We start from the raw sequence: 26,859 nt of genomic DNA on the forward strand, positions 1-26,859 counted from the left end.
GCGTTAACGACGGGCTACTTGCTGGAAAAACGCTTCTAACGCCTGCACACACTCGCGATCGTCATATAAGCGATCGTGTCCCGCCTGCATCTGGGTGGCAAGCTCCTGTCGCCAAGTCGGTTCGACTCCTAACCGCACCGCGATATTGATGTAATCCATTACGTCAGTCGCGATCGTCTCTGTTACGCCTAACCGTCGCAGGATGGCAAAGGAATGTCGTCCCCGCATCAATGCTCCCGGCAAGGTCACGACTGGTAAACCATAGGCAACCGCCTCCAGCGTACTATTGCCACCCGACCAGTCGATCGTGTCCAAAAACACATCACTGACTAAATTCAAACTCCAGTACACCGGGCGATCGAGTTTAGGAAGCAACACACAATAATTCTGACTCTCCAGTCCCAGGGCAGCAAAGGCAGAGTGCAGGCGGCGCTGCCACCGTTCCACAGCATACGTCGAAGCAGGACATAGAAACACAAATTGGGCAGTCAGATGGCGCTGAGCCAATTGGTAGGCAATCTGGGCAAACACCTCGTCTGATTGGGGCAGATATTTATAGGGAGCCTGAAACGCCAAATAGACGATCGCATCCTCGCGCAACCCAAAATGAGTCCGTGGATACCGGATGTCTGGGAGAGGTGGTTTTGGGTAGCAAATCCCCAGATTGGGCAACTGAATTAACTGTTCCGAATAATGCTGTTGAGCCTTCTCCGGCTCCATCAACTCGCTCGACAGGTAGTAGTCGATCGTCGGCAAGCCCGAAGTCACTGGATGCCCCCAGGCAGTACATTGGACTGGAGCAAGTCGCAGAGCGGCTAACTGGGTTGTCCGGGCTTCCATCCCGATGTCGGTGAAGATCAAAACATCCAGGTGATCTTTACAAATCTGCGGCACGATGCTGGCCAAATCCCCCGGCAAATGGCGAAAGTGGTCACTCAAATCCCGGAATTCCTGTGTAATGGGATCCGTTCGCTGCCCAATGTGATAGCAATACACCTCAAATTGCTGGCGATCGCGTTCCCGTATCCAGCCCCTTACCCATGCCGCCGCACTATGGGCCATCAAGTGGGCAGAAAGGTAGCCAATGCGGAGTTTTTGGGAGGATGAGGGCGATAGGGAAGCGGGGGGAGGTGAGGAGGATGGGGAAGGGAGTTGTGACCACTGGGGGTAGTTGGCGGTCATGATTTTGTGGACGAAGTGCCCGTATTTTTGTTGTAAGCCGCGATCGTTCCAGCCCTGGTAAGCCAGATAAAAGTTGGTGCGGCTGCTGAGTCCTTGTAATGCCGCTTGTTTGCCTGCTGGAGTTGTGAGGTCAGTCTGGCGAATCAGGTGATTTAAACCACGACAAAAGCGCTGGCGGTACTGGGTAAGTTGTTCAGGGGTGTCATACCCAATCGGCAGAATCAGATGGTATTGCCAGGTGGCTTCCGGATAATTGGGCTGTAACTGAAGCGCCGCCTGGAACTGAGCGATCGCAGCAACCGTATCCCCCTGTTCCTCCAACACCTTGCCAAATAGATAATGTACCGATGGCTGCGCCTGGAGCGCTAACGCTTGTTGGAGGGCAACGGCCGCATCATCTAATTGCCCATACAGGTACAATGCCTGTCCTAAATCCTGCCAGACTGAGACTAAATTGGGTTGAGTCCGCAGGGCTTGTTGCAAGGAAGCGATCGCATCCGGTAAGCGACCGAGTTGTAGGAAAACCGCTCCCAAACTGGCAGCAACTGGAGCATAGCTCGGCTTAATCGCTAAGGCTTGCTGGTAATGAGCCATGCCTTCATGAACACAACCTTGCTGGATCAGGAGATGACCCAGTTGGTGATGGGTTTCGACATGATTGGGTTGTTGTGCGATCGCCAGTCGATACTGCTGAATCGCCTCCTCACCCTTGCCGGTCATTTGTAATGCCAACGCCAGATTATGATAGGCATCGATCAATGCCGGCATCAGCGCGATCGCCTGCCGATAGTAAGCCATGCCCTCTGACAAATTCCCCGTTTGACAGGCAATCACCCCCAGCAGATGCAGTGCTTCAGCATGATGGGGCTGTTGTTGCAACACCTGCCGATACATCTGAGCCGCTTGAGCCAGTTGCCCCGCTTGATGCTGCTGCACCGCAATGGCAAATAACTCTGCCAGGTTTGCCATACTTTTTGGGGTTCAATCAGACTACAACAAGCCGATCGCGTGGAGAGGACCGCGTCCCATCAAGAGTTCCAGCAAAACCGCCAGAATGCCAATCATCGCCAACCGCCCATTCCATACCTCGGCAGACATCGTCATGCCCCATTCCCAGCGCTCCTGGGGATACAGCTTAACTTGTTTCTGCGGACGCATTACCTCAGACAGCTTGACTTGGGGCGCTTTAATCGCATCCTCCACCATCGATGCCAGGTCATTAATAAAGGTGGGGTGGGTATTCAACGCGGGCACCCGATGGAAGTTTTCAATTCCGGCTTCCTCCGCCAGTTCCCGATACTCAATATCAATTTCTTCTAGCGTCTCAATGTGTTCCGAGACAAAGCTAATCGGCACAACTACGATGTCCTTAATTCCCTGCTCCGCCAGTTCCTTTAACGCATCATCCGTATAAGGTTTGAGCCATTCCACAGGCCCCACTCGGCTCTGATATGCCAACGTATAGGGGTTCGGGCGATTCAACGATCGCATCACTAACCGGGCACATTCCTCAATCTCGCGCTGATAGGGATCTCCGGCTTCCTCAACATAGCTCACGGGCACACCATGGGCGCTAAAGAAGACATGCACGTCATTCGGGTTAGGGAATTGATCGAGTTCCTGAGCAATTAATTCTGCCATCGCCCGTAAATAACCGGGTCGATCGTACCAGGAGGGCACCACCGTATAGTCGATCGTTTGCAGTGCCGCATCCCCATCCCAGATTTGTTCTAGCAAGCGGAAACTGGAACCACTGGTACTGATAGAAAAATGCGGGTACAACGGCAGGATCACCAGTTTTTCCACACCATCGCGTTTAATTTGAGCGACGGCTTCTTCAGTAAATGGATGCCAGTAGCGCATACCGATATACACGGCAGCATCATGTCCCTGCTGTTGTAATCGGGTTTGGAGAGCTTGTGCCTGTTCTTCAGTAATCCGGCGTAGCGGGGAACCACCGCCAATCTGTTTATAGTTCTCTTGCGATTTTTTTGCACGACTACTGGAAATGAGCCATGCCAGGGGACGCTGCAACCAGGGGAATGGCAGTCGAATAATTTCAGGGTCAGAGAATAAATTAAATAAAAACGGACGGACATCTTCCAGCTTTTCTGGCCCGCCTAAGTTTAGTAATAAGACCCCTACTCGACCCATAACAGCCGCGATTTCCCACTATTTTTAGGTTTGTAACTGATTCTAACAGGATAGGTTTGCACTTAGGCTAGTGAACAAATACCTACTGCCCCTCGATCGTAACTGAGAATTCCTACTAACTGCTCGGCGATCGGCAGCAAATTTGGTTAATTTTTCCATTCTGTTGCTATAGTTCTGATGTTCCCATGACTGCAACAGGGTCATGACAGACATTGATCAGCGGATTGTTCAGGTCAATCAGCGGCTTAAGGCGGCGCAAATGGGCTTCCAGATCGAGCGCCGTGGACAGAAATTAAATTTACGCGGCACTTTGCCACCCCGCCCCGGTAGCACCCAACTCAAACCCCATCAACAGCGACTGAGTATTGGCTTACCTGCCACGATCGCCGGACTGAAACAGGCAGAACAGGAGGTGAAAATTATTGCGGCACAATTGCTGCAAAACACCTTCGACTGGCGGAACTATGTTTATGGCACTGGGTGGGGTCGGTTGGATCAAATGAGCCTGACCCAACAACTGCAAGCCTTTGAGCAAGATTTTTGGGCAGCCCCCCAGCGATCGGGCAATCGTGCCGCGACCAAAACCACCTGGGAGACTGCCTATCTCCCGTATTTACGCAAGCTAGAAGCGATCGCCCAGGCAAATCCCAAACTGACGATGGCAGAGGCGATCTACGCCACAATTCGATCAACGGATGACAACTCTCGTAGTCGGCAAATTTGTTGTACCGCGTTAGCCGCCTTCGCCAAATTTTTGAATTTAGAACTGCCGATCGATTTGAAAACCCTATGGGGGAGCTACAGCATTCGCCATACGCAGGCGCGGGATTTGCCCCCGGATGATTTGATTGTCGCCACCTGGGATAAAATTCCCAATCCCACCTGGCGGTTTGTCTACGGCATCATGGCAGCCTACGGTCTACGCAACCATGAAGTATTTTTCTGTGATTACTCGGCATTAAGTCAAAACGATCCACAAGCGCCGATCCGAGTCCTGGCAACTACTAAAACTGGAGCCCACGATGTCTGGCCATTTTATCCTGAATGGGTAGAGCAATTTGATTTACGGGAAATTAAATTACCGCCCGTCCAAACCGATTTAGCCACCACCACCTTGCAACGGATTGGTCAGCGAGTCACCTCTCAGTTTCGTCGCTATGAGGTTCCCTTCTCTCCCTACGATTTACGCCATGCCTGGGCAGTGCGCACCATTCACTTTGGTCTACCGGATACGGTGGCGGCTCGGATGATGGGACACTCAGTTGCCGTTCACACCCGCACCTATCACCAGTGGCTTACCCGCCGCGATCAGCAGCAAGCCGTAGAAACCGCCTTGAACCGAAGTCAAAAGAAAGCGCCGACCCGAGCGGTAGATTACGAGAAGATAGAAGGGGAGTAAATAGAACGATTGCCGATCGCAGGCAGGCTACAAACTTATGGCAACCATCTTGCGAGATTTAAGCTACCGCTACCAATGGCTGTACGACAGCATTTCTGGATTAGCCGCCCTCAGTGTCGGTGGCGAAGGACGATTTCGGCGGTTAGCACTAGCAGGATTAACGATCGCTGCCGATACCAAAATCCTGGATCTCTGTTGTGGTAGCGGTCAAGCCACCGAGGTGTTAGTCGAACGATCGCAGCAAGTGACCGGATTGGATGCCTCACCGCGATCGTTGGAGCGAGCCCAACGAAATGTGCCGCAAGCCGAGTATGTGGAAGCCTTTGCCGAAGCCATGCCCTTTGCCGAGGGACAGTTTGATCTGGTACATACCAGTGCGGCTCTGCATGAAATGGAGGCGACCCAACTCCAGCAAATTCTCCGGGAAGTGTATCGGGTTCTGCGTCCCGGTGGGATGTTCACCCTGGTAGACTTCCACCGTCCGACCAATCCTCTGTTTATCCCCAGTGTCTATCTGTTTCTGGCTTTATTTGAAACCGAAACTGCCTGGGCATTGTTGAATACAGATTTAGTAGAACTCCTGAAGGCGATCGGGTTTCAAGTGCTCAAACAGGAGTTCCATGCTGGGGGCAGCCTACAGGTAATCCAGGCACAAAAGCCTTGAGCATTCAACCTTAGGCAGGCGGAAACAGCCCTTTTTCCGCTAACCAACTGCGATTAAAGAGTTTGGATTGGTAGCGGCTACCGCCATCACACAGCACCGTGACGATCGTATGTCCGGGTCCCAACTGTTTCGCTAATGCCACGGCAGCACCAACATTAATTCCCACAGAACCGCCCATAAACAGACCATCTTTCTGCAATAGCTGATAAATGATCCGCACCGCCTCTGTATCATCCACCTGAATCGCATCATCGGCCGGCGCACCCTGCATATTCGAGGTTAACCGACTGCTACCAATCCCTTCCGTAATCGAATTTCCTTCAGTCGTTAATTCTCCGGTTTTGACATAGCTATATAAAGCACTGCCTTTGGGATCAGCCACCACACACTTCAGGTCAGGATTTTGTTCCTTTAAGAACATGGCTACCCCCGCATAGGTGCCACCTGTCCCTGTAGCCGTGACCCAGGCATCAATCTTGCCATCGGTCTGTCGCCAAATTTCTGGGCCCGTCGTTTCATAGTGCGCCCGCCGGTTGGCTAGATTATCAAACTGGTTTGCCCAAATCGCATTTTCCATCTCAGCGGCGATCGTGCCAGAGAGTTTGACGTAATTATTCGGGTCTTTGTAGGGCACAGCCGGAACGGTTCGGACTTCCGCTCCCAACGTCCGCAGCAACTCAATTTTTTCGGGCGACTGGGTTTCCGGGATGATAATCAAACATTTGTAACCTTTGGCGTTACAGATATGGGCTAACCCAATCCCCGTATTCCCGGCTGTTCCTTCCACGACAGTGCCACCGGGTTTCAATAAGCCGCGTTCTTCCGCATCTTTAATGATGTAAAGCGCCGCTCGGTCTTTGACAGACCCACCGGGATTCATAAATTCTGCTTTGCCAAGAATTTCACAGCCCGTTTCATCACTGACGCTGTTGAGCCGGATCAGGGGAGTATTGCCAATTGCACCAACGAATCCTGGGGTAATATCCATCTGCAAACTGCCTGCGTGACCATCAATGAAAATTGTGTCGTAGCTAAACTCACAGGGGGTAGTCTTGCCCGATCGCCCTTGCTGCATTCAGGGAAACCGCGATCGGGCAACCTGTAACCTCTGCACTCAGGTTACGCCACACCTACCAATTTAGCGCTCAAATCCCATACCCGTTCCGCCTTCGCATCATCTCGGGCTTGGGGAGATACCTTTTGGGCAAAGGAATCCCGTCCGGCTTTTTGGCGATTGCCCCAACTCCAATAAATTCCCGATTGGTTGTACTTGGGATCGGCAACCACTTCCGCCAACCGTTCTCCGGCTAATTCCTGCGAGACATAACCACCCGTAATGTTCTTTTGGAACCAGGGGAAAATCTTTTGGAACAGGGGATAGTGGTTGCGGAACAGTGGAGTGTCGGCTACACAACCGGGATAGAAGGAACTGAAAACAATCCCTGTGGTGGTGTGATAGCGACGGTGTAACTCCCGCATCGTCAGAACGTTACAGACCTTGCTATCTTTATAGGCTTTGACCGGCTCAAATTTCTTACCATCAATCATGGTGATCGGCTCTTTGAAGCCTTCGGCAAAGCCCTTGAGATCCCCCAAATCCGGCTGCGGTGGAATCTTACCGCCCAATTCATCAGGATTGTGAGTCACCGTTCCCAATAACACCATGCGCTTATCTGGAGCCGGCGATCGCTTCAAGTCTTCCATCAGCAGGTTACACAGTAAGAAGTGACCTAAATGATTGGTGGCAACGGTTAATTCATAGCCTTCCGGGCTACGCAAGGGTTCTTTAATCAACGGCATATAAATCGCCGCATTACAGACTAAGGCTTCCAAAAACCTGCCGGTTGCCCGGAAATCCTGCACAAACTTCCGCACACTCTCTAATGAAGCAGTGTCAATATGCAGAATGGTGTAGCTCCCGGCGGGCATGCCAATTTGCTCGGCAACGGTCTGAGCTTTCACCAGATCTCGACATGCCATGATCACATGCCAGCCGCGATCGGCTAATGCCTTTGCTCCGTAAAGTCCAACTCCCGAAGAAGCCCCCGTAATAATGGCTGTGGGTTTCCAATTTGCATCCATCGTTCGTGCTTATGATTCTTAAACAGTTTGTTGACTATTTCTAGAATCTCACGTCATCCGGAGCATCAACCCAAAACTCCGAAAACCATTTAGTGACAATAGCAATTATTTCTAGTGACTAGAGTCTATTCCAGCCTGGTACATTTACTCACTTGAGCAGTGGAATGGGGAGTATATTGCTACTTCTGTTGCAGCAGCGATCGCCAGTCCCGAATTGCCGCTTCCGACCACATCCAGTTCTTCCCTAATACATCCGGCTGAAAATTCACCGGATCCGCCTCCAGAACTTTTTGGCGTAGCTTGATCGCTTCATTCATTAAGCTGGCACGTTGATCCGGAGGTTGGGTTTGGGCAGTTTTGGCTAAGGTCAGCGCCCATCCTGCATAGGAGGTCAACGCTTCCTGTTCTGAGTTGAGATTCGTGATAGGCACAGTCCCTTGAGTCGTTGACTCATCGGTTTGCTGACCGGCCAACCTTAACGCTCGCGACCAGGTGCCATCGGCGCGATCGAATTGACCTTCCGCATAGTAAGCAAACCCTAGGGCATTTAAGTATCTGGCGCTCGGTTGCTCCCTTGTTGCCGTTTCCCAAAACCGCCGGGCATCATGCAGACTGTAATTGGTATTTTCGGCTAAGAGCGATTGCTGCCATGCCAACCGTCCCATCAAGAAGTTAAGCGTTGGATCCTTGGCATGTTGAGTCACTACGGGAGTCATCACGGCCGCCGCCTGGGCTAATGCCCCGCGATCGAGTAGCGCTTCAATCATCGGTTGCGCCGCCGCAATATTGCCCTGTTGAAGTTGCTCGGTTGCCCAGGCAGCAACCTGTTCCGTCTTCACACGCTTCAAGCTATTTGGATCACGGTTTTCCGAATTTTGAGTCTGAGGCGGCAATAACGATAGCGGTGAACTGGTGATCCAGCTATAGACTCCCCAACTGCCTGCCAGTACCAGAGTCAAGCCTAACGCTCCTACCCCTGTCCAGAGCCAGGAACGCGGCGCGGATTTATTCGCAGTCCGATCGGTTGGTGGGGCATGGCTTGCCACGACAGGGACATTGCCCCGTTGGCGGAGGGCGGCGGCTAAATCACTATCAATGCTGACGAGATTCGGATCGAGTTGAATCGCCCGATTAAAGACTTGATCCGCATCACCCAAATGACCCTGTTGTCGCAGAGCAAATCCCAACCGATAGTATGCCTCTGCCAAATTTGGTTGCAGTTGTAACGCTTGTTGATACGCCGCGATCGCTTCGTTCAACAGGCCATGCTGATACAGCGTCCAACCTAAATTTGTGTAAGCTTTGGCATCCTGGGGCTGTTCCTGCACCACTCGGATACTCGCTGCGATCGCGGGAGTCAGTTTACCAATATCTGACAACACACTGGCTATTTCCGAGTACAGCGCGGCATTTCCAGTCGTAATCGTCGGGGCGATCGCGACTTCACTCCTCGCGGTTCCTTGTCCAAACGGGGAGGCGATCGACAGACTTGAGGTGGTGGGATAGCGGGGCTGACCAATCCGCGCCAGATAGTGGTCGAACTGAGCCTCCTGCTCGGTTTCTGCCTGAGCCGTAGCTGGCAACAAACTTTCAGCCTCCAGAGCGGGTAATATGGGCTCCTCCTCCTGCCACGATGTTGTTGTAGAGGACTCAGATAATTCATCCACCATCCCCGCTACCTGATCCAAATCCGCCGGTGGGGTGGGGTCGTATAACTCTAGATCGTCCGGGAGCAACTCATCAACGATCGAGCCGTCTTCAGCATAAATACCTGCCTCAAACGCTTCCAGATCCGCGCGATCGAAGTCCGATATATTACCGTAATACTCCGGCAATGATGGACTACGCCCCGTGTCTCCATTCATCCAGGTCAGCGCTTTACTCGCCTCCTGCCGCATCGCGGGTTGAGCTTGTAAATACCCATCAAACTCTTGATGTAAATATAGAATCGGCAATGCCCAGTAAAGCTGATTCGAGCAATAGGACGATACTAACCCCTGTCGCGCCCGACTGAGGCTAACATCGACTGGACACCCCTGCTTCAAATTTCGGTAGAACAAGCGGCTTAAAGTTAATGCCACCTTATCAGGAATGCGTTCTGCCATTGCCAATATGGCTGGAATCCCCCGCTTGACCAACGCCTCGGCTAAATTGCCATCCCCCGAATTACCAAAGGCTTCCGCTGAGGCGGTATAGACCCCCCGGCAGGAATTGAACACTGCCATACAAATGCCGTTGTTCACCAGTAACCCGGCTAGATCGTCCCCATTCAACACTTCAGTTAAACCCGTCTGGGGATTGACCAGATATAAACTGCCACCACTGGCACCCAGATTACTATGTCCGGCATAGTGCAAGACTTGATAGTGGTTTTGCTCTAATGCCTGGGTTAGCTGCTCCCGTCCTGGCTGCTCCAGCAACGTTAATTGAATATCTGAGAACCAGGTGCCCGGGCTACGCAGCGGCTGACTTAATTCCTCTTGCAGATCTAGCGCTTCTTGCTTTAATGCCAGCATCTCTTGATCCGTCGGTGCCGCTAACACCATCAGAATATTTAACGGCTGATTGGGATCGCTGGTCAGTCCAGTTATAGGATGGGGAGTCGTGACTCCAGCAAAATTAGAGTGATAGCGAGAAAAGATCACATCGGTTCCCGTTGCCAGAGGACGATCGCCCGCGTGCAACACCTCCCAGGGCACTCGATGTAGTAAGCTGCCCTTTAACCCTAGCCGCAGCCGTAACACTTCTTGGCGATGCTGGGCAATCCCCTGAGCCGTCAACCAACTATCCCGGATCGTGCCTTGAAATAACGCACTATACAGCTTTTGACCAAAGGCAACTAAATCGGCTGAGGGCTGATCGGGTTGAGCCGCTAATAATTGTGCCACCGGATCGCGATCGCCCTGAGCCAGCGTCGGATTCGTTAGACGATCGCCCCGCAGCACCCCTAGCAGGGGATCATCCATCAGGAGACTGGCTTGCGCCAACCATTCTTCCACTGCCCACGTCACCTGTTCTTCTGCCAAAGGGACACCCGGTGCCACACGCTCGGTTCGCACCAAATATTCATTCCCTTTTAACGGAGTCACAGAAATGTAGAATTCCTGAGTCACAGATCCCTCTCCCCGCCGACTGTTAGCATTCCGCCCTTTGGCAGTTGCCGCCTAATGCGACTGTGCCTCCCATCTTTAATCATCAACAACGGAGTCGATAGATCAGGCAGAAACGGTAAATAGTTTTGTAAACGCTAATTCCTTCATGCTGGTGATGTTACCCCTGTTTCTCTAGTGTGAGCGAAGCACCAGCATTTCCGCAAATTTAACCAGGTTCGATCCTAAAACTTTAAATTTCTATCGATCGTGCCATGGAAGATTCACAACCAGGATGAGGGATCATGCCATGCATCCAACCTGTATCGCCCGATCGCGGTCAGGAAGCTGAGAAAATTTTGCCTAAACCGTCCGGATGCCTGGTGCGGCGGCTGGAAGGTAGTGATGGTAGATGCACCCTGATTTATCACTCCGACTCATTTTTTTGGGTCGGAGTTTCTTTTTTAGAATGGAACTTAATGCAATAGATTATCGAGTCAGACTATGGATCGAGCAGTGATTAAGTTTTCTTCCGAAGATTGCGGCATTTGCCACAAGATGTCGTTTTTTGACCAGAAAGTGGTCGAGGAGTTAGGGTTACGATTTATTAGTGTCAAAATGCAGGATACGGAAACCTATCGGAAGTACCGCAAAATTCTGCTGGCGCAATATCCCGATAAGTCTGAGATGGGGTGGCCCACCTATCTAGTCTGTGATGCTCCAGAAGGTGAGTTCAAGATCCTCGGTGAAGTCAAAGGGGGACATCCCAAGGGGGACTTCCGCAGCCGCCTGCAAGCCGTTTTAGCCGAAACCAATTAAGGGATTAGCGCCGCAGGGGAGGAGCGAGTCGTTAGCCAGCCACAGTGAGCCCGCCAACGATCGTTCTACCTCCCCCAGGCAATTTAGCCCTCAATCACCTTGAAGGTTTTGACTTCCAGAACCGGACCGATCATCGCCATCGTCATGACATCCTCTCGGATCTGACCTTCCACACTCACCTGAAGCCCTTCCTGTTGCAAAGTGTTCGGGGCTTTGTGCAGTTCATAGGTGGTACCATCACTGCCCACCAACGCCCAGGCTCCAGTGCCAAAGTCTTTGTATTCGATCGTGCCTTTTACTTGAGTGCTCATCAATTACTCACTCCCGGTTTTACGGCTAGACGTGCCAGCGCCAAGCAGAGAACTGCATTGACTGCAAGGAACAGTTGGGCAAGGGTGCCCTCTCCTAACCATAACAAGGTCGGCGATAATGCCGCACTGACCATAAGACAGGAAGCGACCCCAAGCGTGGAACCGATCGCGAACCATTTCCATTCCGTATGGCCCAGCAAGAGCGTGATTAATATGGCTGGAATTAACACACTGGCAAATACTGGATTTAATACCGAACTGCCCTGAACGGCTGTGCCCAACTCAGGCAACGAGCTACCCAAGACCCGGAACGGCCACTGAGGGGCATCAAACAGATACACGCCTCGCAGGAAGAATAGTCCGGAACTGCCCATGACTAATCCCGTTGCCAACGACCAGGTCCACTTGAAGGAAAAGAACCGCTTCAGGAACCATGCCAACAAGTAAGAACCAAGCACCATTAAGAGCTTCGGCCACAGGGCAATTACCCCACCGTCGATCCAGAATTTGGGATTGAGATACCCGTTATCCCGCAACCACCGGAAAAAGTCACGGAAGCTAATCTTGCCATCCGATGCCAGTTTCACCGCCTCTGCCGCATTCAATCGACCCGCCCCAAAATGATTCAGGCTATCATCCTTGACGGGAACGGCGGATTGTTTCAACACCTCTTCCACCTCATCGGGATTCGTCACCCCCGATGCCCGAATTAGGGCAGCCACTCCCGCCACATGGGGAGCCGCCATACTGGTGCCCTGAAACGCCTTAAATACAGATTCACCCGTCCGGGGATCGATCGTATTTTGCAGAATGCCACCCGAGACATCATTCGCCGTGGTCAAACCACCGGGAGCCGAAATATCAATTCCCGCTCCGTAGTTCGAGTAGGGGGTTTTATTGCCAGCTAAATCTAACGCCGACACACCAATCACATGACGATACCGGGCGGGATACTCAGCCGCATTCCGTCCCGCATTACCAGCCGCCGCAATAATCACGACCCCTTTGCTATGGGCATACTCGATCGCCTCCTGCATCAATTCGCTTTCACCCCCGCCCCCCAGGCTCATGTTAATTACCTGGGCATTGCTATCGGCAGCAAATCGAATCGCTTCGGCAATATCTGACGTTGTTCCCGCCCCACTGGCACTTAGCACTTTAATAGGCATCAACGTTGCTTCATAGGCGACCCCAGCCACCCCAAAGCCGTTATTGGTGGATTGGGCAACGGTTCCCGCCACATGGGTACCATGACCGTTATCATCCACCGCTTCAATGCGATCATTAACAAAGTCATAGCCAGAGGCAATCTTGGTTCTTTCTAAATCCGGCACCGGACTGATTCCCGTGTCGATCACAGCCACCGTCACGCCACTGCCCTTGGTTTCATCCCATGCCGACTCAATATTGATGCTCCGCAGGTTCCACTGCTTGCCATACTCCGGATCATTGGGCACAGCATAGGCTTTGTAGATATAGTTTGGCTCGATCGACTCAGTATACTTGCGTAAATCAGACTGCTTGAGCTTCTCCAGCAGTGCCTGATCCCCTTTCAACACAAAAATATGATCTGCCAGGGAAAATTCGCTATTAAAGCGTGGCGAGACATTATATTGTTTCGCTAACCAATTAATTTGATTTTCAATTTGGGCGGCGCCAACATCCTCCCGGAAGTCCAGGACGATCGAGTCATACGTCCCCTGAGCTGCCAGACCGCTAAAGTTAGAGATTGCCCAGCCCAGACCAATCAGAAACAACACCAGCAGCAGAAACTTTTTCATGGCATCCGTCCACGGTCAGAGTTGTCTACCACCATAACTCAGTCCTCCCGCGATCGGGCAGTCCCCTAATGTTGCAGATAGTTACTGAACGGCTAACCAGCCTTATCGCAGCAAGGCTTCCCAGGTGGCTGGCCCCACCACTCCATCGGCTTCTAAACTAAATTGACGCTGCGCCGCTTTCACAGCCGCTAAGGTTTCTGCCCCAAATACCCCATCTGCCGAGGATTTGAGCCACCCTAATGCCCGTAATCGCTCTTGAAGCCCTGTTACGGCTGTTCCTTGCATCCCCATTCGCAGAATCGGAAGGGCGGCGGGAGTGGGTCTGGCTGAAGTTTGACTGGTCGCCGGACGATCGCTGTCATGGGTCGCTGGAGCCGATTGAGTCGGAGATGGAGTTGGGGAGGGCATGGTAGGAGTAGCTGTCGGCAGGGGAAAGCCCTCTGGTGCAGAGCCGGTCGCTGCCGGAGTCGGCGTGAAGGCTGGAGTCGGCGGTAACAGTCGGTTCCAGGTTGCCATGCCTACAATGCCATCGGGAGTTAAACCTGCCACTTGCTGAAATTTGGCGACGGCTTCCGCCGTACTTTGCCCATAAACCCCATTCACAGTATCTTTCAAGAATCCTAGGAGTTGCAGCATTGCCTGTACCTCAGTCACTTCCGCTCCCTGGCTACCCACCTTTAAGGTCGATCGCCCGGCCGATTGAGCCGCTCCGTCACGGCTGGAATTTGTAGCGGGAATCGGCGCAGGTGACTGACTCAAGACTATTTCCGCCACCAAAATCTGCGGCAGCAGGAAAACAACCAGCGTGGTAGGTAGCCGGAACGTTAGACACTTCAATGGGCTACCCCCCATCAATTGATGCCAGTCGATCCAGCATGGATTCTCGTAGTACGCCGCTACAGTAGACTGGTTCCGTTGCCCTTTCATGATCGGCATCCTTAAGTCGGGTATTGTCTATAGTGAGGAGAGCGCTCTGAAACTAAGTGCTTAACCTCTCGCAGAAGTTAGCATACGTGAGCCGCGATCGCATTTCAAACTGATGTTTCTTCAAGCAGCAATCGCCATGCTGATCTGGTCATGCCCTATTCATTATTAAGCCGATTTCAAGGATGTTTGTTAGGCAGCGGATTAGGAGAATATGCAGCGACCCAGATCACAGATACCGCGATCGTCTGGAATCCCTTGATCTGGCAATCCTTGGAACCGTTGATCCAACCCCCCGAGCAAGCAGCCACATTCTCCTGGCTTCACTCTCCCCAGGCGAACGGGCATGATTCCTCCACAGCACCCATTGATGCTCAGGCGATCGCCACCCTCCCACTGATGCTGTTTTTCCATGATGATGCCTTGAAGCAACAACAGGCTTTAACCCAGGCAATGCCATCCTGGCACACTGAGAGCAACACGCAGGCAAGCCTCCTGGCGCTAGGGTATGCGATCGCCCAAGCCTGCAAGCAACAACTCAATCCCACCACTCTCCTATCCGAAGTGAGTGCCTATCTGGAGTTATGCCTTCCCCCCGGTTCGCCGCAAACGACAACCCCAAACACCTGGTTAGCCACAACCCAAATGCTGTTAACCGACGCAACCGACCTACAAACGGCAATGACGATCGTTCAGCAATGGCAACGTCAGCCGCAGATAGCTGGGGCGATCGCCTTAGCTTTCTACTGCTTTTTAAGCGCCCCCGAGACATTGCAGCTATCCGTCCACCAGGCTACCCACACCAGTTATGCTCCTACCCTCGTCGCCGCCATTACTGGAGCTTTATCTGGAACCTATAACAGCGCGATCGGGATGCCCATCCCCTGGCTGACAGCCTATGATCACAGCCGTATCAGCAGAACCGATGCCTTACCGACAACCTTAGAAATCCGCCACCAGGCAACCCGACTCTTCGCCAGTTGGTCGGGCAGCTACAATGTGGCGGTGGTTGAACAACGGATGGCAGCCGTAGCCGCGCCGCAAGTCCTTCGCCCTCGTTGGAATTCATCACCAAATGCGACTCTATGAAATTGGCATAGAGAATTGTCCTGGTTTTTGATCCAGCTTCTTATAATGTAGGAGCCTATGCATTCCTCCCCCGAACGTTTCTACCTTCGCCAGGAATCGTTACCGTCCATCTTTGGGATTGGGTGATGTGATGAAGCTGCTGCAATCGCTGGCACACCAGCTTGAACAGGTTCGCTTACAATACCGCGATCGCTCATGGATGGACTCCAGTAAAGCCCTGTGGAACAAGCAATTTAAATTTCATGATTGGTTGGGCAGTCAGCCAAAGCCTATATTAGATGCAACTAAAGGCAGCAGTTCCAGACCTCCAGCCCGCAATCAACGATTATTAACTCTGGTTTCCAGTCCGCCATTAGTGCTAATGGTGACTGTCGCATCCCTGACTAGCGCGATCGGCTACCGGTTTTATAACGCCCCTAAACTCGATATTGGGCGAGCCGCTCCCCAAACCATCTACGCCCCCGCCGCCGCTACGGTTGAGGATGCCAAGGCAACCGCCGACAAACGGAAAGCTGCCCGTGATGGCTCGATTTCAGTGTTAAAGCTCGATCATTTGGCGACCCAGGAAAGCTATAAACGGCTTCAGGAGCGTTTTCAACAGGGTAGTGATTTTCGAGGCATGGCAGGACAGTTTCCCTTTACTAGCACCGCTATCCTGTCCACCCAAACCCAGTTATATCTGCGCCGCGCTCCCGAGTCGGACTGGCAAATCGTGTTGGGTACTCGCACCAATCCTCCTGCTTCCTCCCCTCGATCGCCCAAATCAACGGCTGCAACCACCCCCTCGTCTAACCCTTCCCCTGCCTCCACAGAAGCAGAGCGACAACAGGCGATCGGGGAACTGTTGGCCTATCGGCGTTCGGCTGACTTAGGCAGCTACCTGGCACTGATCGAAACGATTTCAGAAGCTCGGTTAAACTACGCCACTGCCCTGGGCTCCCTATCACCCATCAATTCGCCTGAGTCGAAACAACAACCATTATTTGATGCGGCGTTACTGGATTTGACTCCGGCAGAATGGGAGAACACTCAAACCCAGACCCGCCGGATTGCCCAGCGTATTTTAGCCCAGGGGATCCACCAGGGACTACCGCAAATTATTTTATCCAGTGCGGTGCAGTTGCAAGTGAAGGAGCAGTTACCAGCACAGGTTGCCCCGATCGCCGCCCAACTGCTGCTGACCTCACTGGAACCCAACCTGATCCGGGACGAGGATCAAACGCGAATTCAAGCTGAGCAAGCCGCGCAAGAGATTCAACCCGTTCAGGTCAGTATCAAACGGGGGGAAGTAATTGTCCAGGCTGGTCAAACAATCACCTCAGCCAACTTTGCCCTACTGGATTACTTTGGCTTAAGTCGGCGGGGGTTAGACTGGGTTGGCTTGATTAGCTTTGGCACTCTAGTGGGGGGTGCCGTCACGATCGTTTGGGTGGTGAAACGCCGCTACCAACCACAACTACGGCGGCGAGACTGCATTTTGGTCTGGTTGCTTGCCCTCAGTACCCCTATCCTGGTGGCACTACGACTGCCATCAACGAATCTACCTGTCGTCGGCTTTCTGGTGGGTGGCTTCTATGGTGCGCCCCTGGGGCTGGTCGTCACTGGACTATTAGCTGTACTACTGCCAATTGGCATGGACATTGCCTGGAGCCAATTGCTTGCCAGTGCGGCGGGTGGTTTGCTCTGTGGTGCGGTGGCAGGACGGTTGCGATCGCGGGAAGAACTAGCCCTACTAGGAGGAGCCGTCGGCTTACTGCAAGGCACTCTTTATCTAGTTCTGAATGTTGCCTCCGGCGTAGTTTGGTACACCTTATTAGGAGCTAGTGCCCTCCAAGGCTTAATTGGACTTGCCTGGATCATCGTGGCATTAGGCAGTAGCCCTTATTTAGAACAACTCTTTGACCTGGTCACCACTATTCGGTTAGTTGAACTGGCTAATCCTAATCGGCTGTTGCTTAAGCGCTTAGCTGCGGAAACGCCAGGAACCTTCCAACATACGTTGTTTGTCTCCACCCTGGCAGAAGCGGCTGCCCGCGCCCTAGGCTGCAATGTCGAACTGGTACGCACCGGCACTCTGTACCACGATATTGGCAAGATGCATGATCCCCAGGGATTCATCGAAAACCAGATGGGGGGAACCAATAAACATGACTTGATTGATGATCCATACAAAAGTGCTGAGATCATCAAAAAGCATGTGTCTGAAGGCTTAGTGATGGCGCGGAAATTCCGCTTGCCGAAAGCTGTACGAGCCTTTATCCCAGAACATCAAGGCAGCATGTTAATTGCCTACTTCTACCACCAGGCACAACAACGAGCACAGCAACAAGCAGAAGTAGATGGCATTATACCCGAGGTCAACGAAGCCGATTTTCGCTATGACGGCCCTATTCCCCAAAGCCGGGAAACAGGGATTGTGATGTTGGCAGATTCCTGCGAAGCGGCACTACGATCGCTGAAGGATGCGACCTACGAAGAAGCCCTATCGATGATCAACAAAATTCTCCGAGCCCGGTGGCAGGATAATCAATTGGTTGATTCTGGGTTAACCCGGGAGGAAATGTCCCAAATTGCCGAGATTTTTGTACAGGTTTGGCAACAGTTTAATCATCAACGCATTGCCTATCCGAAGCTCACTCCAACCCCTCAACCGACTCCGGTAGGTTCTTAAAATACCGGATCTAGAAGGTAACTGTTATGATGACGAAAGAATTGGGGCTGTAGCTCAGCAGGATAGAGCGATCGCCTCCTAAGCGATAGGTCGCGCGTTCGAATCGCGCCAGTCCCGTTCAGCATACCCCCCTGGAAATAGGAGCACTGGTCTGCTAACAGATGAAAGAGGCGATTTAGAATGTGAAAGAGCAAATCGTCAAACTGGAAGAATACCGCACCGCTCTGATCTCCGATGCTGTTACTGGCAAGATTGATATGAGGGGTTTTGCGGCTTAACGTTTTCTAAGCCGCAACCGTTGTATCTGAATGCCAAGGGTGAATTGCTATTAGGGTACGTTCGATCTTGCCTTCTCCAGTAATTGGGGATACAGAGATTCGTTCTCTCACAGTTACGTTGTAAAGCTTGCCAATGGTTAGCTCCACCTCTCCAGAGCTAATGATTTCATCGGCTATTTTTCCTACGAGGGGAGCATCATTCTCCATATTACGAAGCTCAAAGGTTTTATTGCTCTTACTGGCTGCTAAAAGCTCACTGACTAATTGATACTCTTGGGGGGCATCTGCCTCAATTTTCTTAATCGCTTCCACCGTGGCGATCGCATCTGCTGATGTGACTGCTGCCGTTCCACCCCGATTAGCGTTGAGTGACCCCCAATCCACCCTTAAATCTGTGCTGGCATCCAGTAACGAGAGCAAAAACTTCCGATAGTTAGAAGCGGTGCGACGTTGCAGACTGATCAGGCGATCGCTCAACTGCTCTAACCGTTGCTCATGGGTCTGGCTCAGAATCTCTAAAAATTCCTGTGTTACCAGTTCGCCCAATGGTTCAGGGGGAAGCTGGTTGAACAGATTTGGCTGCTGTTCCTGTGGTTGAGGGGCTAATGCCAATCGCACTCCAAAAGACCCTTTGAAAGTTCCCAAAACCGATAACCGAGTCTGATCAGTGATGTCTTTGGCAACCTTTCCAAACGGACTAGGTCTGCCCGCTTTGACTTGTCCGATCGAATCAAACAACGCTTGTAGAGATTCCAGAATTGCACCCAAGTGCTTTGCCGATGCCTCCACTGCTGAGGTTCGGTTATCTTCTGATTCAAAGTAAAAATGAAGGTTTAGGATTTCACGCTGTTTGTCAGCCGCGATCGCCATCACATCCACTAAATCATTGAAAATCTCTGCTTTTGGGCGTTGTTCAATAATCTCCAAAACCCGAAATACATCATCCATACGGGAAGCATAATCAGGAACTTCCCTTGTTAAAGGAAGCAAAACCTCAGCCTTTTTCCCCTCCTGATTCACATAGCCCCAAATTGCTGCCCTATCATCAATTCTTTCTTCTTCATGCCAATTCCTGTGCTGAAGATACTCAGCAACTTTCTGAAAATCTACATTGTTAAAGGCATCAATGTCTTGAGTTGGCAGCTTCATAGGTCTTCTCCCTTAGCAGCCTTAGTCATCAGATCGATTAATGACTCAGGGGTCAGCAGGTTTTGACGAGGGATATGCACAGTAATCTTTTTATTTGAGGTTTTTGGTGATCCTTTCAATGACATCCAATAAGCACATTTTCTTAAAATTGTTATCTCATCATTGCTACCAGACAATAAAGTTGGAACATTAAAGTATTCAAACCACTGCTCTAGATCAGTTGGTACAAGCATCACAACCAGCAGAGCAGGAATGATCGGTTCAGAATAACGCAGATCGTTATAGTTTTTGACCTTTAAAGAAAAATTAACTGTTGTCTCTTTTACAATGCTCTCGTCATCCGTACACTTCACCTGAAGTTCCAGCTTAGGGCGAGGTTTAGAGGCTAATACCCCTGGAACTTCAATCATTAGATCAATACCAGCCGCATCCATCGACCTACCCTTAATATGAACTGAAAATCCTGCTACTGAAGCGATCGCGTGGATATAGGCATAACTGAACTCCTCTTTCCGGGTATTCATGTCCATTGGACTGCTTGACAGCCAAGCTACCATCGCCGCTCCAAGAATAGTGATGCTGGAATCTGGTTATTGCGCCATTTTAAGCGTTGTTCAGGGAAATTTGGAGCGCTTTAGAAGAGTTAGACTCCCCTTACCAGCCAAACCGTAGAGAATGCCATCTGGCAGGATCGCAAAACCCGCAACCCCAACGATCCACTCCTTAAGTTTGGCCGCTGTCTGGCTCACTTTGCCGATGCTATCCCTCTTTCATTAGGAGCGATCGCAGGAGGAATGGTTAATGGTGACAGACATACTGCATCACAGCGGCATTCAGGGGATCGGCTTGGATGGTTTGCCAGTCACTCTGGTGAGGTTCACCATTGAGTTCTAGATCCCGAAATTGCTGGCGATCGCAGTGATATTCTGCTACAGCGTAGGTTTTCGCCTCCGGTTGCCGTTGATCCATCCAGTAGGTGTGCAACCGGACGATCGCTCCAGTTTGAGCGATCGAATCCAGGTCAACATATTGAGCGTGTTGGCGATCGGCGGACTGCGCGACCATCTGCCAATGACCGACAGCGGCAGCAGGGAACACAAAGCTGCCCAGGACAAAGCAACCAATGGCTGCCAGCAACAGGCTAACTCGTCGGATGCCCCCTTTCAGCACCGCAATCTGACCAGTGATGTCCATTACCAAGCTCCTGACTGAATCTGAATAGCAACACGATTGAGTGCAGCCACGATCGCCCAACTTGAAAGTTTTTTAGATTATTTTTTAAACTGCAAATCCTTAATTATAGTACAATAGTACCAGATTCCTTGGTAGAATTTCTTCTGGTAGGGATTTTTGGTTGTGTACTTTGGTCTGCCCCATTATGGATGAATTTCAGTCGCCTAAGGCACGGAAATATCCCATTCAGCGCAATTTGGCGGAACAACCGGATTCGCTGGATGATTTAGCTGACGACTTAGGTAATCCTCCGCCAGCAGATGACCCAACCACCAGTCACCCAACTGGACAATCCCTCGACACCATTGCCGAAGCTCCCCTTAACCGTCGCTCTAGCAGCAAACGTCGATCGTCGAGTGCGGCGAAACGCAAATCTCAACCCACGGCAGTGCAGAAAACTCAACCCTCCTTTCGGCAACTTCAGGAGATGCAACAACCCTTTGCTGAAGAATTACACCGCTTAGAAGCGCAGGCAGAACGCATTAATCAACTATTAGTCGAACGGGCAAACCGCCGTCTGCAATTTGAACAAGCAGTGGAACAGGTGAATCGATCGCAGGATTCGACTTCAGTCAAACGACGATCGCGGCGACCGCCTCATTCCGCCTCATCTAACCCACGTGAAATCGACGATACCGAAACCCTGAAGGCACAGGCAGAACGGATTAAACAGCGATTGGCAGAACTGGAAACCGCCATGCAAGAAGCGGCGAGTTCTCTCAGTCAGTTACCCGATACAGAGGCAGCCCCAATGGATGATTGGCAACTGGACATGACCGAAACTGACGAAATTCCTGGACCAATGCCAGCATCCAGTCCACCCGAGCGATCGCGACCAGAACCGACCTCTACTTCTTCCCGCCCGACCCAGTTTGCGGAGCGAGAGGTTCCCCGGACAACCCGGGCTAGCCAGCGATCTCCTGGCAAACGATCGTTGCCATTACGTCTGATCTTTCGATTACCGAAAAAACCCCTGGATCGTATTGGTGATGCGGGGATCTGGATTGCCCTTGCTACTGCTATCCGATTCGGTGCTCAAGCCCTGGTTGTGTCCTATCCGGTGCTGGCTCCCGTTGTCACTCTGTTGATGTTGGCTCCTGCCGCGATCGCCGTCTATCTGGCTGTGTTTGTACCCAGGGCGGGATCGATTTCCATTTATCGCTTGTTTCTGATCATGCTGGGATTTTTGCTCGGTGGCAGGCTATAGAGCAACCCTACTCTCAATCCTGGTTCATCCTTTGGAGGCGTATGGCTTTTCGTGGATCTCGCAATGGGCGATCGAAACGGATGATGGCCGTTGGTTCGGTATTACTGGCATTCGGACTCCTCACGGATTTGCAAACACGATCGCAGCTTTCGGGTAATCGCAAACCGATCGGTGACTCCTGCCAGAAAGTGATTCATGCGGAGGCAACATTATCGAAACACCAACTTGCCCGCCTGCTCGCCATTCCCGAAGGGGGCAACAAGCAACAGGTGCGGGAGATTACCAAAGCTCCGTATTGTGAACTGGGAGAGTTGCAAATTCGGGTGGGGGCAACCGCGCAACGCGAAGCCTATCCGCTAGAGTTCGATCCTCAAACCTGGTTGGTACTCCTATATGAAGGCGATCAGTACGCTGGCTATCGGTTTTCTGGGCAGTAGTTTATGCTTACTTCAGCCAACCCCACCGTTTACTGTCTAAGGAGGATTGGGGACTAGACTCCAGTTCCAGCAACGGATCATTAGGAATGACCAAATCTTCTAATACCTGATTCATCTGCTCGGCATTGGGATCGGCGGCAATCCGATCGCGCAGATCAGTTAGCTCCTGCGTCAATACAGCTTTAGCCTCCTGATCACTCGCCGTCTCAGCTAATTTTCCATGCAACTGTTGTAGACCTTGATGGAGCGTCTGGGTCGTTGCATCGGCGGGAATGCGCTTGACTACCTCGGTAATCGCCATCTGAGCATCCTGGGCTAACGGCAACGATCGCGATTGCTGTACTGATAGATCGGAACCGGTCGGCGTAAACAGGAGCAGAGCCGAGGTCAGCATACAGGTTACGCACATAGGGCAACTCCTCTAAGTTTGGGTTTCATTCTAACAGCAAGTTTACGCAAGCAACCCACCTGATCAGCCGTTAGGATAAAAGCAATCGTACCCATGAGTTTATTGAATTCACTGAATGCTACGATCGCTCAGACCAGGCAAACCTATCGCCAAGCACCCCTATCAAAAAGGATTACTGGGTGGAGCCTTGGTGATCGCCGTAGGTCTGGCAATTCATCAGTTCAGTCATGCCTTTTATGTCGAACAGGGACGGGCTGCTGAACAAAACCAGCAGGTTGATCACGCGATCGCAGCTTACCAAATCGCTCTACGACTCCATCCCTGGGATGCCTACAGTGCTTACAATTTGGGCGGTTTATTAGAACAGCAAGGTCAACTCGATGCGGCGATCGCGGCTTACCAACAGGCGATTCAAGCCGATGCTCGGTATGGATTTGTCTATCAAAGTCTGGGGCAGGTATTGGAGCGTCAGGGTAAGTTAGAGGCAGCGATCGCGGCATACCAACAGGCGGTAGACTTCGATCCACAGTTTGCCGTTGCCCATACCGTTTTAGGGGATGCCCTCAAGCAACAACAGCAGGTCGATCGCGCGATCGTTGCCTACCAGAACGCTATTCAAGCTGACCCGAAATTTGCTTTGGCTTACCATCATTTAGGGATCGCCCTCCACCAGCAAGGCAGAATTGCCGAAGCGATCGTCGCCTATCGCCAAGCGATCGCCCTGGATCAGAGCTATACCGCCGCTCATCGTAACCTACAACAAGCGATGCAACAGCTTCAGGCTAAATAGTTTAGTGATCTACCGCAACAGGAGCGAGGCAGATTGTAGCAGCCCAATGATGAAGCCCAGAATGCCGCCTAAATTGACGATCGCTTGCAGTTCGCTTTTGACAATACCGTTAATGGCAGCTTCCAGATCCTTCGGGGATGTGGCATTAACGCGGTTAATAATCACCTGATCAATATTCAGGATCGGAATCGCTTGCTGCACTAGAGACTCTAAATCCCGTTCCAGGTAGCGTTCCAGAATCAGCGCTAATTCCAGGCTGATCACTTCCAGAGACTCATTCACCACCGGGGATGTCCGCAGCCGATTCAGAATCACCATCGCCAGATTATCCCAATCCACCGACTTGCCCAATTCCTCTAAGACCTCAGCCCCTTTATCCTGAGCATAGCTCCGCACCGTATCCCGTAAGGTTTTCCGCAGTTGGCGCACCGTTGAAACGGGCAGGTTTTGCAGCGACAGATTTTGCAACCATTCCTTTAAGCGGGGCTGGATATTCAGAGACTGCAACAGTTCAGCAATCCGCTCATTACTGGCATCCCGTTCATCCAGGCAAAAGGTGCGGAGACGCAGCAAGGCATTCCGGATGCCAAACAAGTTGGCGATCACCCAGTACGTGCCACTGGTTTTTTCCCGAAAACCTTCATCAATTACCTGGATATTGCGATCGGTCAAAAAGTCGATCAACAGTTGCCGAATTGCATCCGATGGCAACACGACCTGTAATAACCAATCAGCTAATTTGGTCGCCTGTTCCTCACTTAAACGAAACTCCAGCACAACCTGATCAAAAATCTGGTTCAACTGGGTTTCCAGAAAATCTTCCTGGCGAGCCAGCACCTTCAACAAGCGGGGTAAGGTTTGCCCTAACAGATCATGCAAAATCCCTGCCAGCACCTTGGCGGTTTTTTGTTGGGCATCGCCCTGTAACTGTTCCAAGGCAAGTTTCAACAACCAGAGTAAGGCTGCCTGCACTCGCTCGGTTTGTAACAAGCGTTGAGCCAGTTTGTGCAGTTCCTCTGGAGTCAATAGCGACCCCATGATGGTATCTGAAATCCGTTTAGCTAACCGAGCCTGGTTACGGGGAATCAATCCGGGGGTAAAGGGTAGCCGCTTGCCAGCCACAGACAACGGACGGTAGGGGCGAAACAGCATCTTAATGGCAATATCATTGGTGAAGTAACCAATAATGCCACCAACCACCGGAGGAGCAATAAATAGCCAAATCGTCGAGGGATCCAAGGCAGGGAAAAAATAAGGGATGGGTCATTAGTGGCTGATCAGACTACCCGATCGCGAACGGATCACGATTTACACACCACTAATACCCCCATCGTACCCCCGGCGATCGGGTAGTGTGTGGCGGTGGAAAACCCTACCTCTAGGGCGAGATTTACCTGCTGGTCGCCAGTCGGAAATCGCTCTAGGCTTGGCGCAATATAAGCATATTCATCTGTCAGACCAAAGTAGTTAGCAACGGGTACGACTAAATGATCCAGATACCATTGCTGAAACATCCGCATGGGGGGATTCTGGGGATGATTAAAGTCTAGAATGGCCGCCTTCGCTCCGGGTTTTAACACCCGCCAGAGTTCTCGTAAACTGCGTGGAATATCGGTGACATTGCGTAACCCATACCCCATCGTCAGGGCATCAAAACTATGATCTGGAAACGGTAAATCCAAAGCATCGCCCTCCTGCCAGGTAATTGGCAAGTCCAGGAACCGATCGCGCACCCGTTGCCGAGCTACCGCTAATTGCGCTGTCGAAAAATCCAGTCCCACGACTTTCCCAGTTGCCCCCACCCGTTCAGCGAGGAGTTGCGTCAGATCGCCACTGCCACAACAGACATCCAGGCAGGTATCTCCGGATTTCGCTCCACTCCACTTCACCGTCATTTGCTTCCAGACCCGATGCTGCCCCAGACTGAGCCAATGATTTAACGGATCATACACCGGGGCAATGCGATCGAAAATGGCACGAATCTGCTCAGAGGTCGGAGTCATGAAGATTAGGTTCAGGCAACAGGACGGTAGTGCCGGGTACAGGTGAGGGCAAGGGCAACTTGTTGTGCCGACAAATGCAATAACACCAGTTCATCTTCCCGTAAGGTACAGGGCTGCTGCCATTGCAACGACAACACCGCTAACACCTCCTCTCGGTAAGTCACTGGCACAATTAAATGTGCCTGTACCCCAGAGGTATTGTAATGGGCAATGGATGCCAGATTGCTATCCGCCGGAATATTCACTGCCACCTGCATTTTGTGGGAGGAGATCGCCTCTTTCACCAGGGGATCTTGATCCAGCCAATTCTCGACTGTCCCCTCTAGACTAAAGGTTCCTTGACTGGGCACTAGGGTATTCCCTTCAACCAATTGCAGAATTGCCCCATCGGCATGGAAGTTTTTGCCAAAGGCAGTCGCGATCGGTTCCAGGCAAACATCCAGGCTGGCAGATTCCTGCGCGACACGGACAATGATCGACAGAAGGGCAGTTTGCGCCTGCGATCGTTGTAACTCTTCCGTCCGTTGTTTTAGCAGTTCGTAGGTTTCGGCGGCCCGTTGCACAACGGCTTTCAGTTCATTCGGGTCCCAGGGCTTCGTGATGTACTTGTATACCTGCCCCGAGTTAATCGCTTCCACCAGATCTTCCACATCCGTAAACCCGGTCAGAATAATCCGCATCGTATCCGGGAATTGCGGCACCGTCCGACTGAGAAACTCCGTTCCCTTCATTTCCGGCATGCGTTGGTCAGAAATAATCACGGCAACTTCGCCCTCGGTTGCCAACATTTCCAATGCCCGCACCCCACTTTCTGCCTTTAAGACCTGAAAATCCCGGCGAAACGTTCGGTAGAGCAAATCTAAGTTGTCTGGCTCATCATCCACCACCAACATCTTTGCCTTTTTGGGTCGCTCCAAGCTCATCAACTGTCGGCTAATCGTGTCAAGCTCAGGAATTGCGTAGTCCATAGTTAAGATAAGCTCCAGTTAAGATAAGCTCCGTTAGCGAACCTGAAAGACCGCACAACTGTGGCATCCAGATCAAACGAGCTAGATGCACGTCCAGCAGTTATGTTAGCCGATCGGTTCTCGTCTAATGAATCGTAGCTGAACTTAGTTTTGCCACTTCTTACTAATTTCTAACCCGGATTGTTGCATTCAGTTCAAGCAACCCTAATTTTTCTTCTCT

General features: G+C 51.6%; 24 protein-coding genes and 1 tRNA gene. 10 read left to right on the top strand and 15 right to left on the bottom strand.

Annotated elements, in window-relative coordinates; translation table 11 throughout:
• Positions 1-3 precede the first annotated feature (3 nt).
• Together ACN4EK_RS12325 and hemH are read right to left on the bottom strand one after the other, a co-directional pair.
• Entirely contained in the window at positions 4-2,151 is a 2,148-nt protein-coding gene (locus ACN4EK_RS12325) for an O-linked N-acetylglucosamine transferase, SPINDLY family protein (RefSeq protein ID WP_431658189.1), read from the bottom strand.
• Positions 2,152-2,172: 21 nt separating this feature from the next.
• Positions 2,173-3,336, bottom strand: coding sequence for a ferrochelatase (hemH, locus tag ACN4EK_RS12330; RefSeq protein ID WP_431658191.1), 1,164 nt, complete (start codon positions 3,334-3,336; stop codon positions 2,173-2,175).
• Between the two features lie 202 nt (positions 3,337-3,538).
• Between hemH and ACN4EK_RS12335 the strand changes: the two genes are divergently transcribed.
• Positions 3,539-4,735: a site-specific integrase gene (locus ACN4EK_RS12335; protein WP_431658192.1), complete on the top strand. Its 1,197-nt coding sequence runs from the start codon at positions 3,539-3,541 to the stop codon at positions 4,733-4,735.
• Between the two features lie 37 nt (positions 4,736-4,772).
• Positions 4,773-5,399, top strand: coding sequence for a class I SAM-dependent methyltransferase (locus ACN4EK_RS12340; protein ID WP_431658193.1), 627 nt, complete (start codon positions 4,773-4,775; stop codon positions 5,397-5,399).
• 10 nt (positions 5,400-5,409) lie between these two features.
• On the opposite strand, the gene ACN4EK_RS12345 is transcribed toward ACN4EK_RS12340, so the two are convergent.
• The 3 genes from ACN4EK_RS12345 to ACN4EK_RS12355 form a co-directional block, all read right to left on the bottom strand.
• A complete protein-coding gene (locus ACN4EK_RS12345; protein WP_431658194.1) occupies positions 5,410-6,474 on the bottom strand; it encodes a cysteine synthase A in 1,065 nt (354 codons plus the stop codon).
• Positions 6,475-6,518: 44 nt separating this feature from the next.
• A complete protein-coding gene (locus tag ACN4EK_RS12350) occupies positions 6,519-7,481 on the bottom strand; it encodes a protochlorophyllide reductase (RefSeq protein WP_431658195.1) in 963 nt (320 codons plus the stop codon).
• A 179-nt stretch (positions 7,482-7,660) separates the two neighbouring features.
• Positions 7,661-10,594: a CHAT domain-containing protein gene (locus ACN4EK_RS12355; RefSeq protein ID WP_431658197.1), complete on the bottom strand. Its 2,934-nt coding sequence runs from the start codon at positions 10,592-10,594 to the stop codon at positions 7,661-7,663.
• Between the two features lie 281 nt (positions 10,595-10,875).
• Between ACN4EK_RS12355 and ACN4EK_RS12360 the strand changes: the two genes are divergently transcribed.
• Both ACN4EK_RS12360 and ACN4EK_RS12365 read left to right on the top strand, forming a co-directional pair.
• On the top strand, positions 10,876-11,058 hold the full coding sequence (locus ACN4EK_RS12360; protein WP_431658198.1) for a hypothetical protein: 183 nt from the start codon (positions 10,876-10,878) through the stop codon (positions 11,056-11,058).
• 16 nt (positions 11,059-11,074) lie between these two features.
• A complete protein-coding gene (locus ACN4EK_RS12365) occupies positions 11,075-11,389 on the top strand; it encodes a thioredoxin family protein (protein ID WP_431658199.1) in 315 nt (104 codons plus the stop codon).
• An 83-nt stretch (positions 11,390-11,472) separates the two neighbouring features.
• Here the strand turns inward: ACN4EK_RS12365 and ACN4EK_RS12370 are convergent, their stop codons facing one another.
• The 3 genes from ACN4EK_RS12370 to ACN4EK_RS12380 all read right to left on the bottom strand — a co-directional run bounded on the left by ACN4EK_RS12370 (position 11,473) and on the right by ACN4EK_RS12380 (position 14,408).
• Positions 11,473-11,700 carry a hypothetical protein gene (locus tag ACN4EK_RS12370; protein WP_431658200.1) on the bottom strand — a complete coding sequence of 76 codons (228 nt, stop codon included), beginning with the start codon at positions 11,698-11,700 and terminating at the stop codon, positions 11,473-11,475.
• Complete coding sequence (locus tag ACN4EK_RS12375; protein ID WP_431658201.1) at positions 11,700-13,481, bottom strand: S8 family peptidase; 1,782 nt, start codon at positions 13,479-13,481, stop codon at positions 11,700-11,702. The genes ACN4EK_RS12370 and ACN4EK_RS12375 overlap by 1 nt, the downstream gene beginning before the upstream one ends.
• A gap of 102 nt (positions 13,482-13,583) precedes the next feature.
• Positions 13,584-14,408: a peptidoglycan-binding domain-containing protein gene (locus ACN4EK_RS12380; protein ID WP_431658202.1), complete on the bottom strand. Its 825-nt coding sequence runs from the start codon at positions 14,406-14,408 to the stop codon at positions 13,584-13,586.
• 150 nt (positions 14,409-14,558) lie between these two features.
• Between ACN4EK_RS12380 and ACN4EK_RS12385 the strand changes: the two genes are divergently transcribed.
• The 3 genes from ACN4EK_RS12385 (at position 14,559) to ACN4EK_RS12395 (ending at position 18,282) form a co-directional block, all read left to right on the top strand.
• The gene (locus ACN4EK_RS12385) at positions 14,559-15,494 is read left to right on the top strand and encodes an ADP-ribosylglycohydrolase family protein (RefSeq protein WP_431658203.1); all 936 of its coding nucleotides are present in this window, start codon (positions 14,559-14,561) and stop codon (positions 15,492-15,494) included.
• Positions 15,495-15,624: 130 nt separating this feature from the next.
• Positions 15,625-18,165, top strand: coding sequence for an HD family phosphohydrolase (locus tag ACN4EK_RS12390; RefSeq protein WP_431658204.1), 2,541 nt, complete (start codon positions 15,625-15,627; stop codon positions 18,163-18,165).
• A 43-nt stretch (positions 18,166-18,208) separates the two neighbouring features.
• Positions 18,209-18,282: transfer RNA gene (locus tag ACN4EK_RS12395), tRNA-Arg, on the top strand.
• A 167-nt stretch (positions 18,283-18,449) separates the two neighbouring features.
• Here ACN4EK_RS12395 and ACN4EK_RS12400 read toward each other — a convergent pair.
• The 3 genes from ACN4EK_RS12400 to ACN4EK_RS12410 all read right to left on the bottom strand — a co-directional run bounded on the left by ACN4EK_RS12400 (position 18,450) and on the right by ACN4EK_RS12410 (position 20,786).
• On the bottom strand, positions 18,450-19,592 hold the full coding sequence (locus ACN4EK_RS12400) for a hypothetical protein (protein ID WP_431658205.1): 1,143 nt from the start codon (positions 19,590-19,592) through the stop codon (positions 18,450-18,452).
• On the bottom strand, positions 19,589-20,149 hold the full coding sequence (locus ACN4EK_RS12405) for a DUF4365 domain-containing protein (protein ID WP_431658206.1): 561 nt from the start codon (positions 20,147-20,149) through the stop codon (positions 19,589-19,591). The genes ACN4EK_RS12400 and ACN4EK_RS12405 overlap by 4 nt, the downstream gene beginning before the upstream one ends.
• Before the next feature lie 241 nt (positions 20,150-20,390).
• Positions 20,391-20,786, bottom strand: coding sequence for a hypothetical protein (locus ACN4EK_RS12410; protein WP_431658207.1), 396 nt, complete (start codon positions 20,784-20,786; stop codon positions 20,391-20,393).
• Positions 20,787-20,970: 184 nt separating this feature from the next.
• Between ACN4EK_RS12410 and ACN4EK_RS12415 the strand changes: the two genes are divergently transcribed.
• Positions 20,971-22,032 carry a hypothetical protein gene (locus tag ACN4EK_RS12415; protein ID WP_431658208.1) on the top strand — a complete coding sequence of 354 codons (1,062 nt, stop codon included), beginning with the start codon at positions 20,971-20,973 and terminating at the stop codon, positions 22,030-22,032.
• A 41-nt stretch (positions 22,033-22,073) separates the two neighbouring features.
• Complete coding sequence (locus ACN4EK_RS12420) at positions 22,074-22,469, top strand: hypothetical protein (RefSeq protein WP_431658209.1); 396 nt, start codon at positions 22,074-22,076, stop codon at positions 22,467-22,469.
• 7 nt (positions 22,470-22,476) lie between these two features.
• Here the strand turns inward: ACN4EK_RS12420 and ACN4EK_RS12425 are convergent, their stop codons facing one another.
• A complete protein-coding gene (locus tag ACN4EK_RS12425) occupies positions 22,477-22,878 on the bottom strand; it encodes a hypothetical protein (protein WP_431658210.1) in 402 nt (133 codons plus the stop codon).
• Between the two features lie 115 nt (positions 22,879-22,993).
• Here ACN4EK_RS12425 and ACN4EK_RS12430 point away from each other — a divergent pair, with 115 nt between their 5' ends.
• Positions 22,994-23,668, top strand: a complete 675-nt coding sequence (locus tag ACN4EK_RS12430; protein WP_431658211.1) for a tetratricopeptide repeat protein — start codon at positions 22,994-22,996, stop codon at positions 23,666-23,668.
• A gap of 9 nt (positions 23,669-23,677) precedes the next feature.
• On the opposite strand, the gene ACN4EK_RS12435 is transcribed toward ACN4EK_RS12430, so the two are convergent.
• The 3 genes from ACN4EK_RS12435 to ACN4EK_RS12445 all read right to left on the bottom strand — a co-directional run bounded on the left by ACN4EK_RS12435 (position 23,678) and on the right by ACN4EK_RS12445 (position 26,639).
• Complete coding sequence (locus ACN4EK_RS12435; protein WP_431658212.1) at positions 23,678-24,907, bottom strand: DUF445 domain-containing protein; 1,230 nt, start codon at positions 24,905-24,907, stop codon at positions 23,678-23,680.
• A 62-nt stretch (positions 24,908-24,969) separates the two neighbouring features.
• Complete coding sequence (gene ubiE / locus ACN4EK_RS12440; RefSeq protein WP_431658213.1) at positions 24,970-25,671, bottom strand: bifunctional demethylmenaquinone methyltransferase/2-methoxy-6-polyprenyl-1,4-benzoquinol methylase UbiE; 702 nt, start codon at positions 25,669-25,671, stop codon at positions 24,970-24,972.
• A gap of 11 nt (positions 25,672-25,682) precedes the next feature.
• Positions 25,683-26,639: a response regulator gene (locus tag ACN4EK_RS12445; protein WP_431658214.1), complete on the bottom strand. Its 957-nt coding sequence runs from the start codon at positions 26,637-26,639 to the stop codon at positions 25,683-25,685.
• Between the last annotated feature and the right edge of the window lie 220 nt (positions 26,640-26,859).

It is taken from the genome of Pantanalinema rosaneae CENA516 (genome assembly GCF_050753385.1).
GTDB classification, from domain to species: Bacteria; Cyanobacteriota; Cyanobacteriia; order Leptolyngbyales; family Leptolyngbyaceae; genus Pantanalinema; species Pantanalinema rosaneae.

Bases quoted from the DNA above. Each gene is read 5' to 3' on its own strand.
- ACN4EK_RS12325 (WP_431658189.1), bottom strand. From the start codon at position 2,151: ATGGCAAACCTGGCAGAGTTATTTGCCATTGCGGTGCAGCAGCATCAA.
- hemH (WP_431658191.1), bottom strand. From the start codon at position 3,336: ATGGGTCGAGTAGGGGTCTTATTACTAAACTTAGGCGGGCCAGAAAAG.
- ACN4EK_RS12335 (WP_431658192.1), top strand. From the start codon at position 3,539: ATGACAGACATTGATCAGCGGATTGTTCAGGTCAATCAGCGGCTTAAG.
- ACN4EK_RS12340 (WP_431658193.1), top strand. From the start codon at position 4,773: ATGGCAACCATCTTGCGAGATTTAAGCTACCGCTACCAATGGCTGTAC.
- ACN4EK_RS12345 (WP_431658194.1), bottom strand. From the start codon at position 6,474: ATGCAGCAAGGGCGATCGGGCAAGACTACCCCCTGTGAGTTTAGCTAC.
- ACN4EK_RS12350 (WP_431658195.1), bottom strand. From the start codon at position 7,481: ATGGATGCAAATTGGAAACCCACAGCCATTATTACGGGGGCTTCTTCG.
- ACN4EK_RS12360 (WP_431658198.1), top strand. From the start codon at position 10,876: ATGCCATGCATCCAACCTGTATCGCCCGATCGCGGTCAGGAAGCTGAG.
- ACN4EK_RS12365 (WP_431658199.1), top strand. From the start codon at position 11,075: ATGGATCGAGCAGTGATTAAGTTTTCTTCCGAAGATTGCGGCATTTGC.
- ACN4EK_RS12370 (WP_431658200.1), bottom strand. From the start codon at position 11,700: ATGAGCACTCAAGTAAAAGGCACGATCGAATACAAAGACTTTGGCACT.
- ACN4EK_RS12375 (WP_431658201.1), bottom strand. From the start codon at position 13,481: ATGAAAAAGTTTCTGCTGCTGGTGTTGTTTCTGATTGGTCTGGGCTGG.
- ACN4EK_RS12380 (WP_431658202.1), bottom strand. From the start codon at position 14,408: ATGAAAGGGCAACGGAACCAGTCTACTGTAGCGGCGTACTACGAGAAT.
- ACN4EK_RS12385 (WP_431658203.1), top strand. From the start codon at position 14,559: ATGCCCTATTCATTATTAAGCCGATTTCAAGGATGTTTGTTAGGCAGC.
- ACN4EK_RS12390 (WP_431658204.1), top strand. From the start codon at position 15,625: ATGAAGCTGCTGCAATCGCTGGCACACCAGCTTGAACAGGTTCGCTTA.
- ACN4EK_RS12400 (WP_431658205.1), bottom strand. From the start codon at position 19,592: ATGAAGCTGCCAACTCAAGACATTGATGCCTTTAACAATGTAGATTTT.
- ACN4EK_RS12405 (WP_431658206.1), bottom strand. From the start codon at position 20,149: ATGGTAGCTTGGCTGTCAAGCAGTCCAATGGACATGAATACCCGGAAA.
- ACN4EK_RS12410 (WP_431658207.1), bottom strand. From the start codon at position 20,786: ATGGACATCACTGGTCAGATTGCGGTGCTGAAAGGGGGCATCCGACGA.
- ACN4EK_RS12415 (WP_431658208.1), top strand. From the start codon at position 20,971: ATGGATGAATTTCAGTCGCCTAAGGCACGGAAATATCCCATTCAGCGC.
- ACN4EK_RS12420 (WP_431658209.1), top strand. From the start codon at position 22,074: ATGGCTTTTCGTGGATCTCGCAATGGGCGATCGAAACGGATGATGGCC.
- ACN4EK_RS12425 (WP_431658210.1), bottom strand. From the start codon at position 22,878: ATGTGCGTAACCTGTATGCTGACCTCGGCTCTGCTCCTGTTTACGCCG.
- ACN4EK_RS12430 (WP_431658211.1), top strand. From the start codon at position 22,994: ATGCTACGATCGCTCAGACCAGGCAAACCTATCGCCAAGCACCCCTAT.
- ubiE (WP_431658213.1), bottom strand. From the start codon at position 25,671: ATGACTCCGACCTCTGAGCAGATTCGTGCCATTTTCGATCGCATTGCC.
- ACN4EK_RS12445 (WP_431658214.1), bottom strand. From the start codon at position 26,639: ATGGACTACGCAATTCCTGAGCTTGACACGATTAGCCGACAGTTGATG.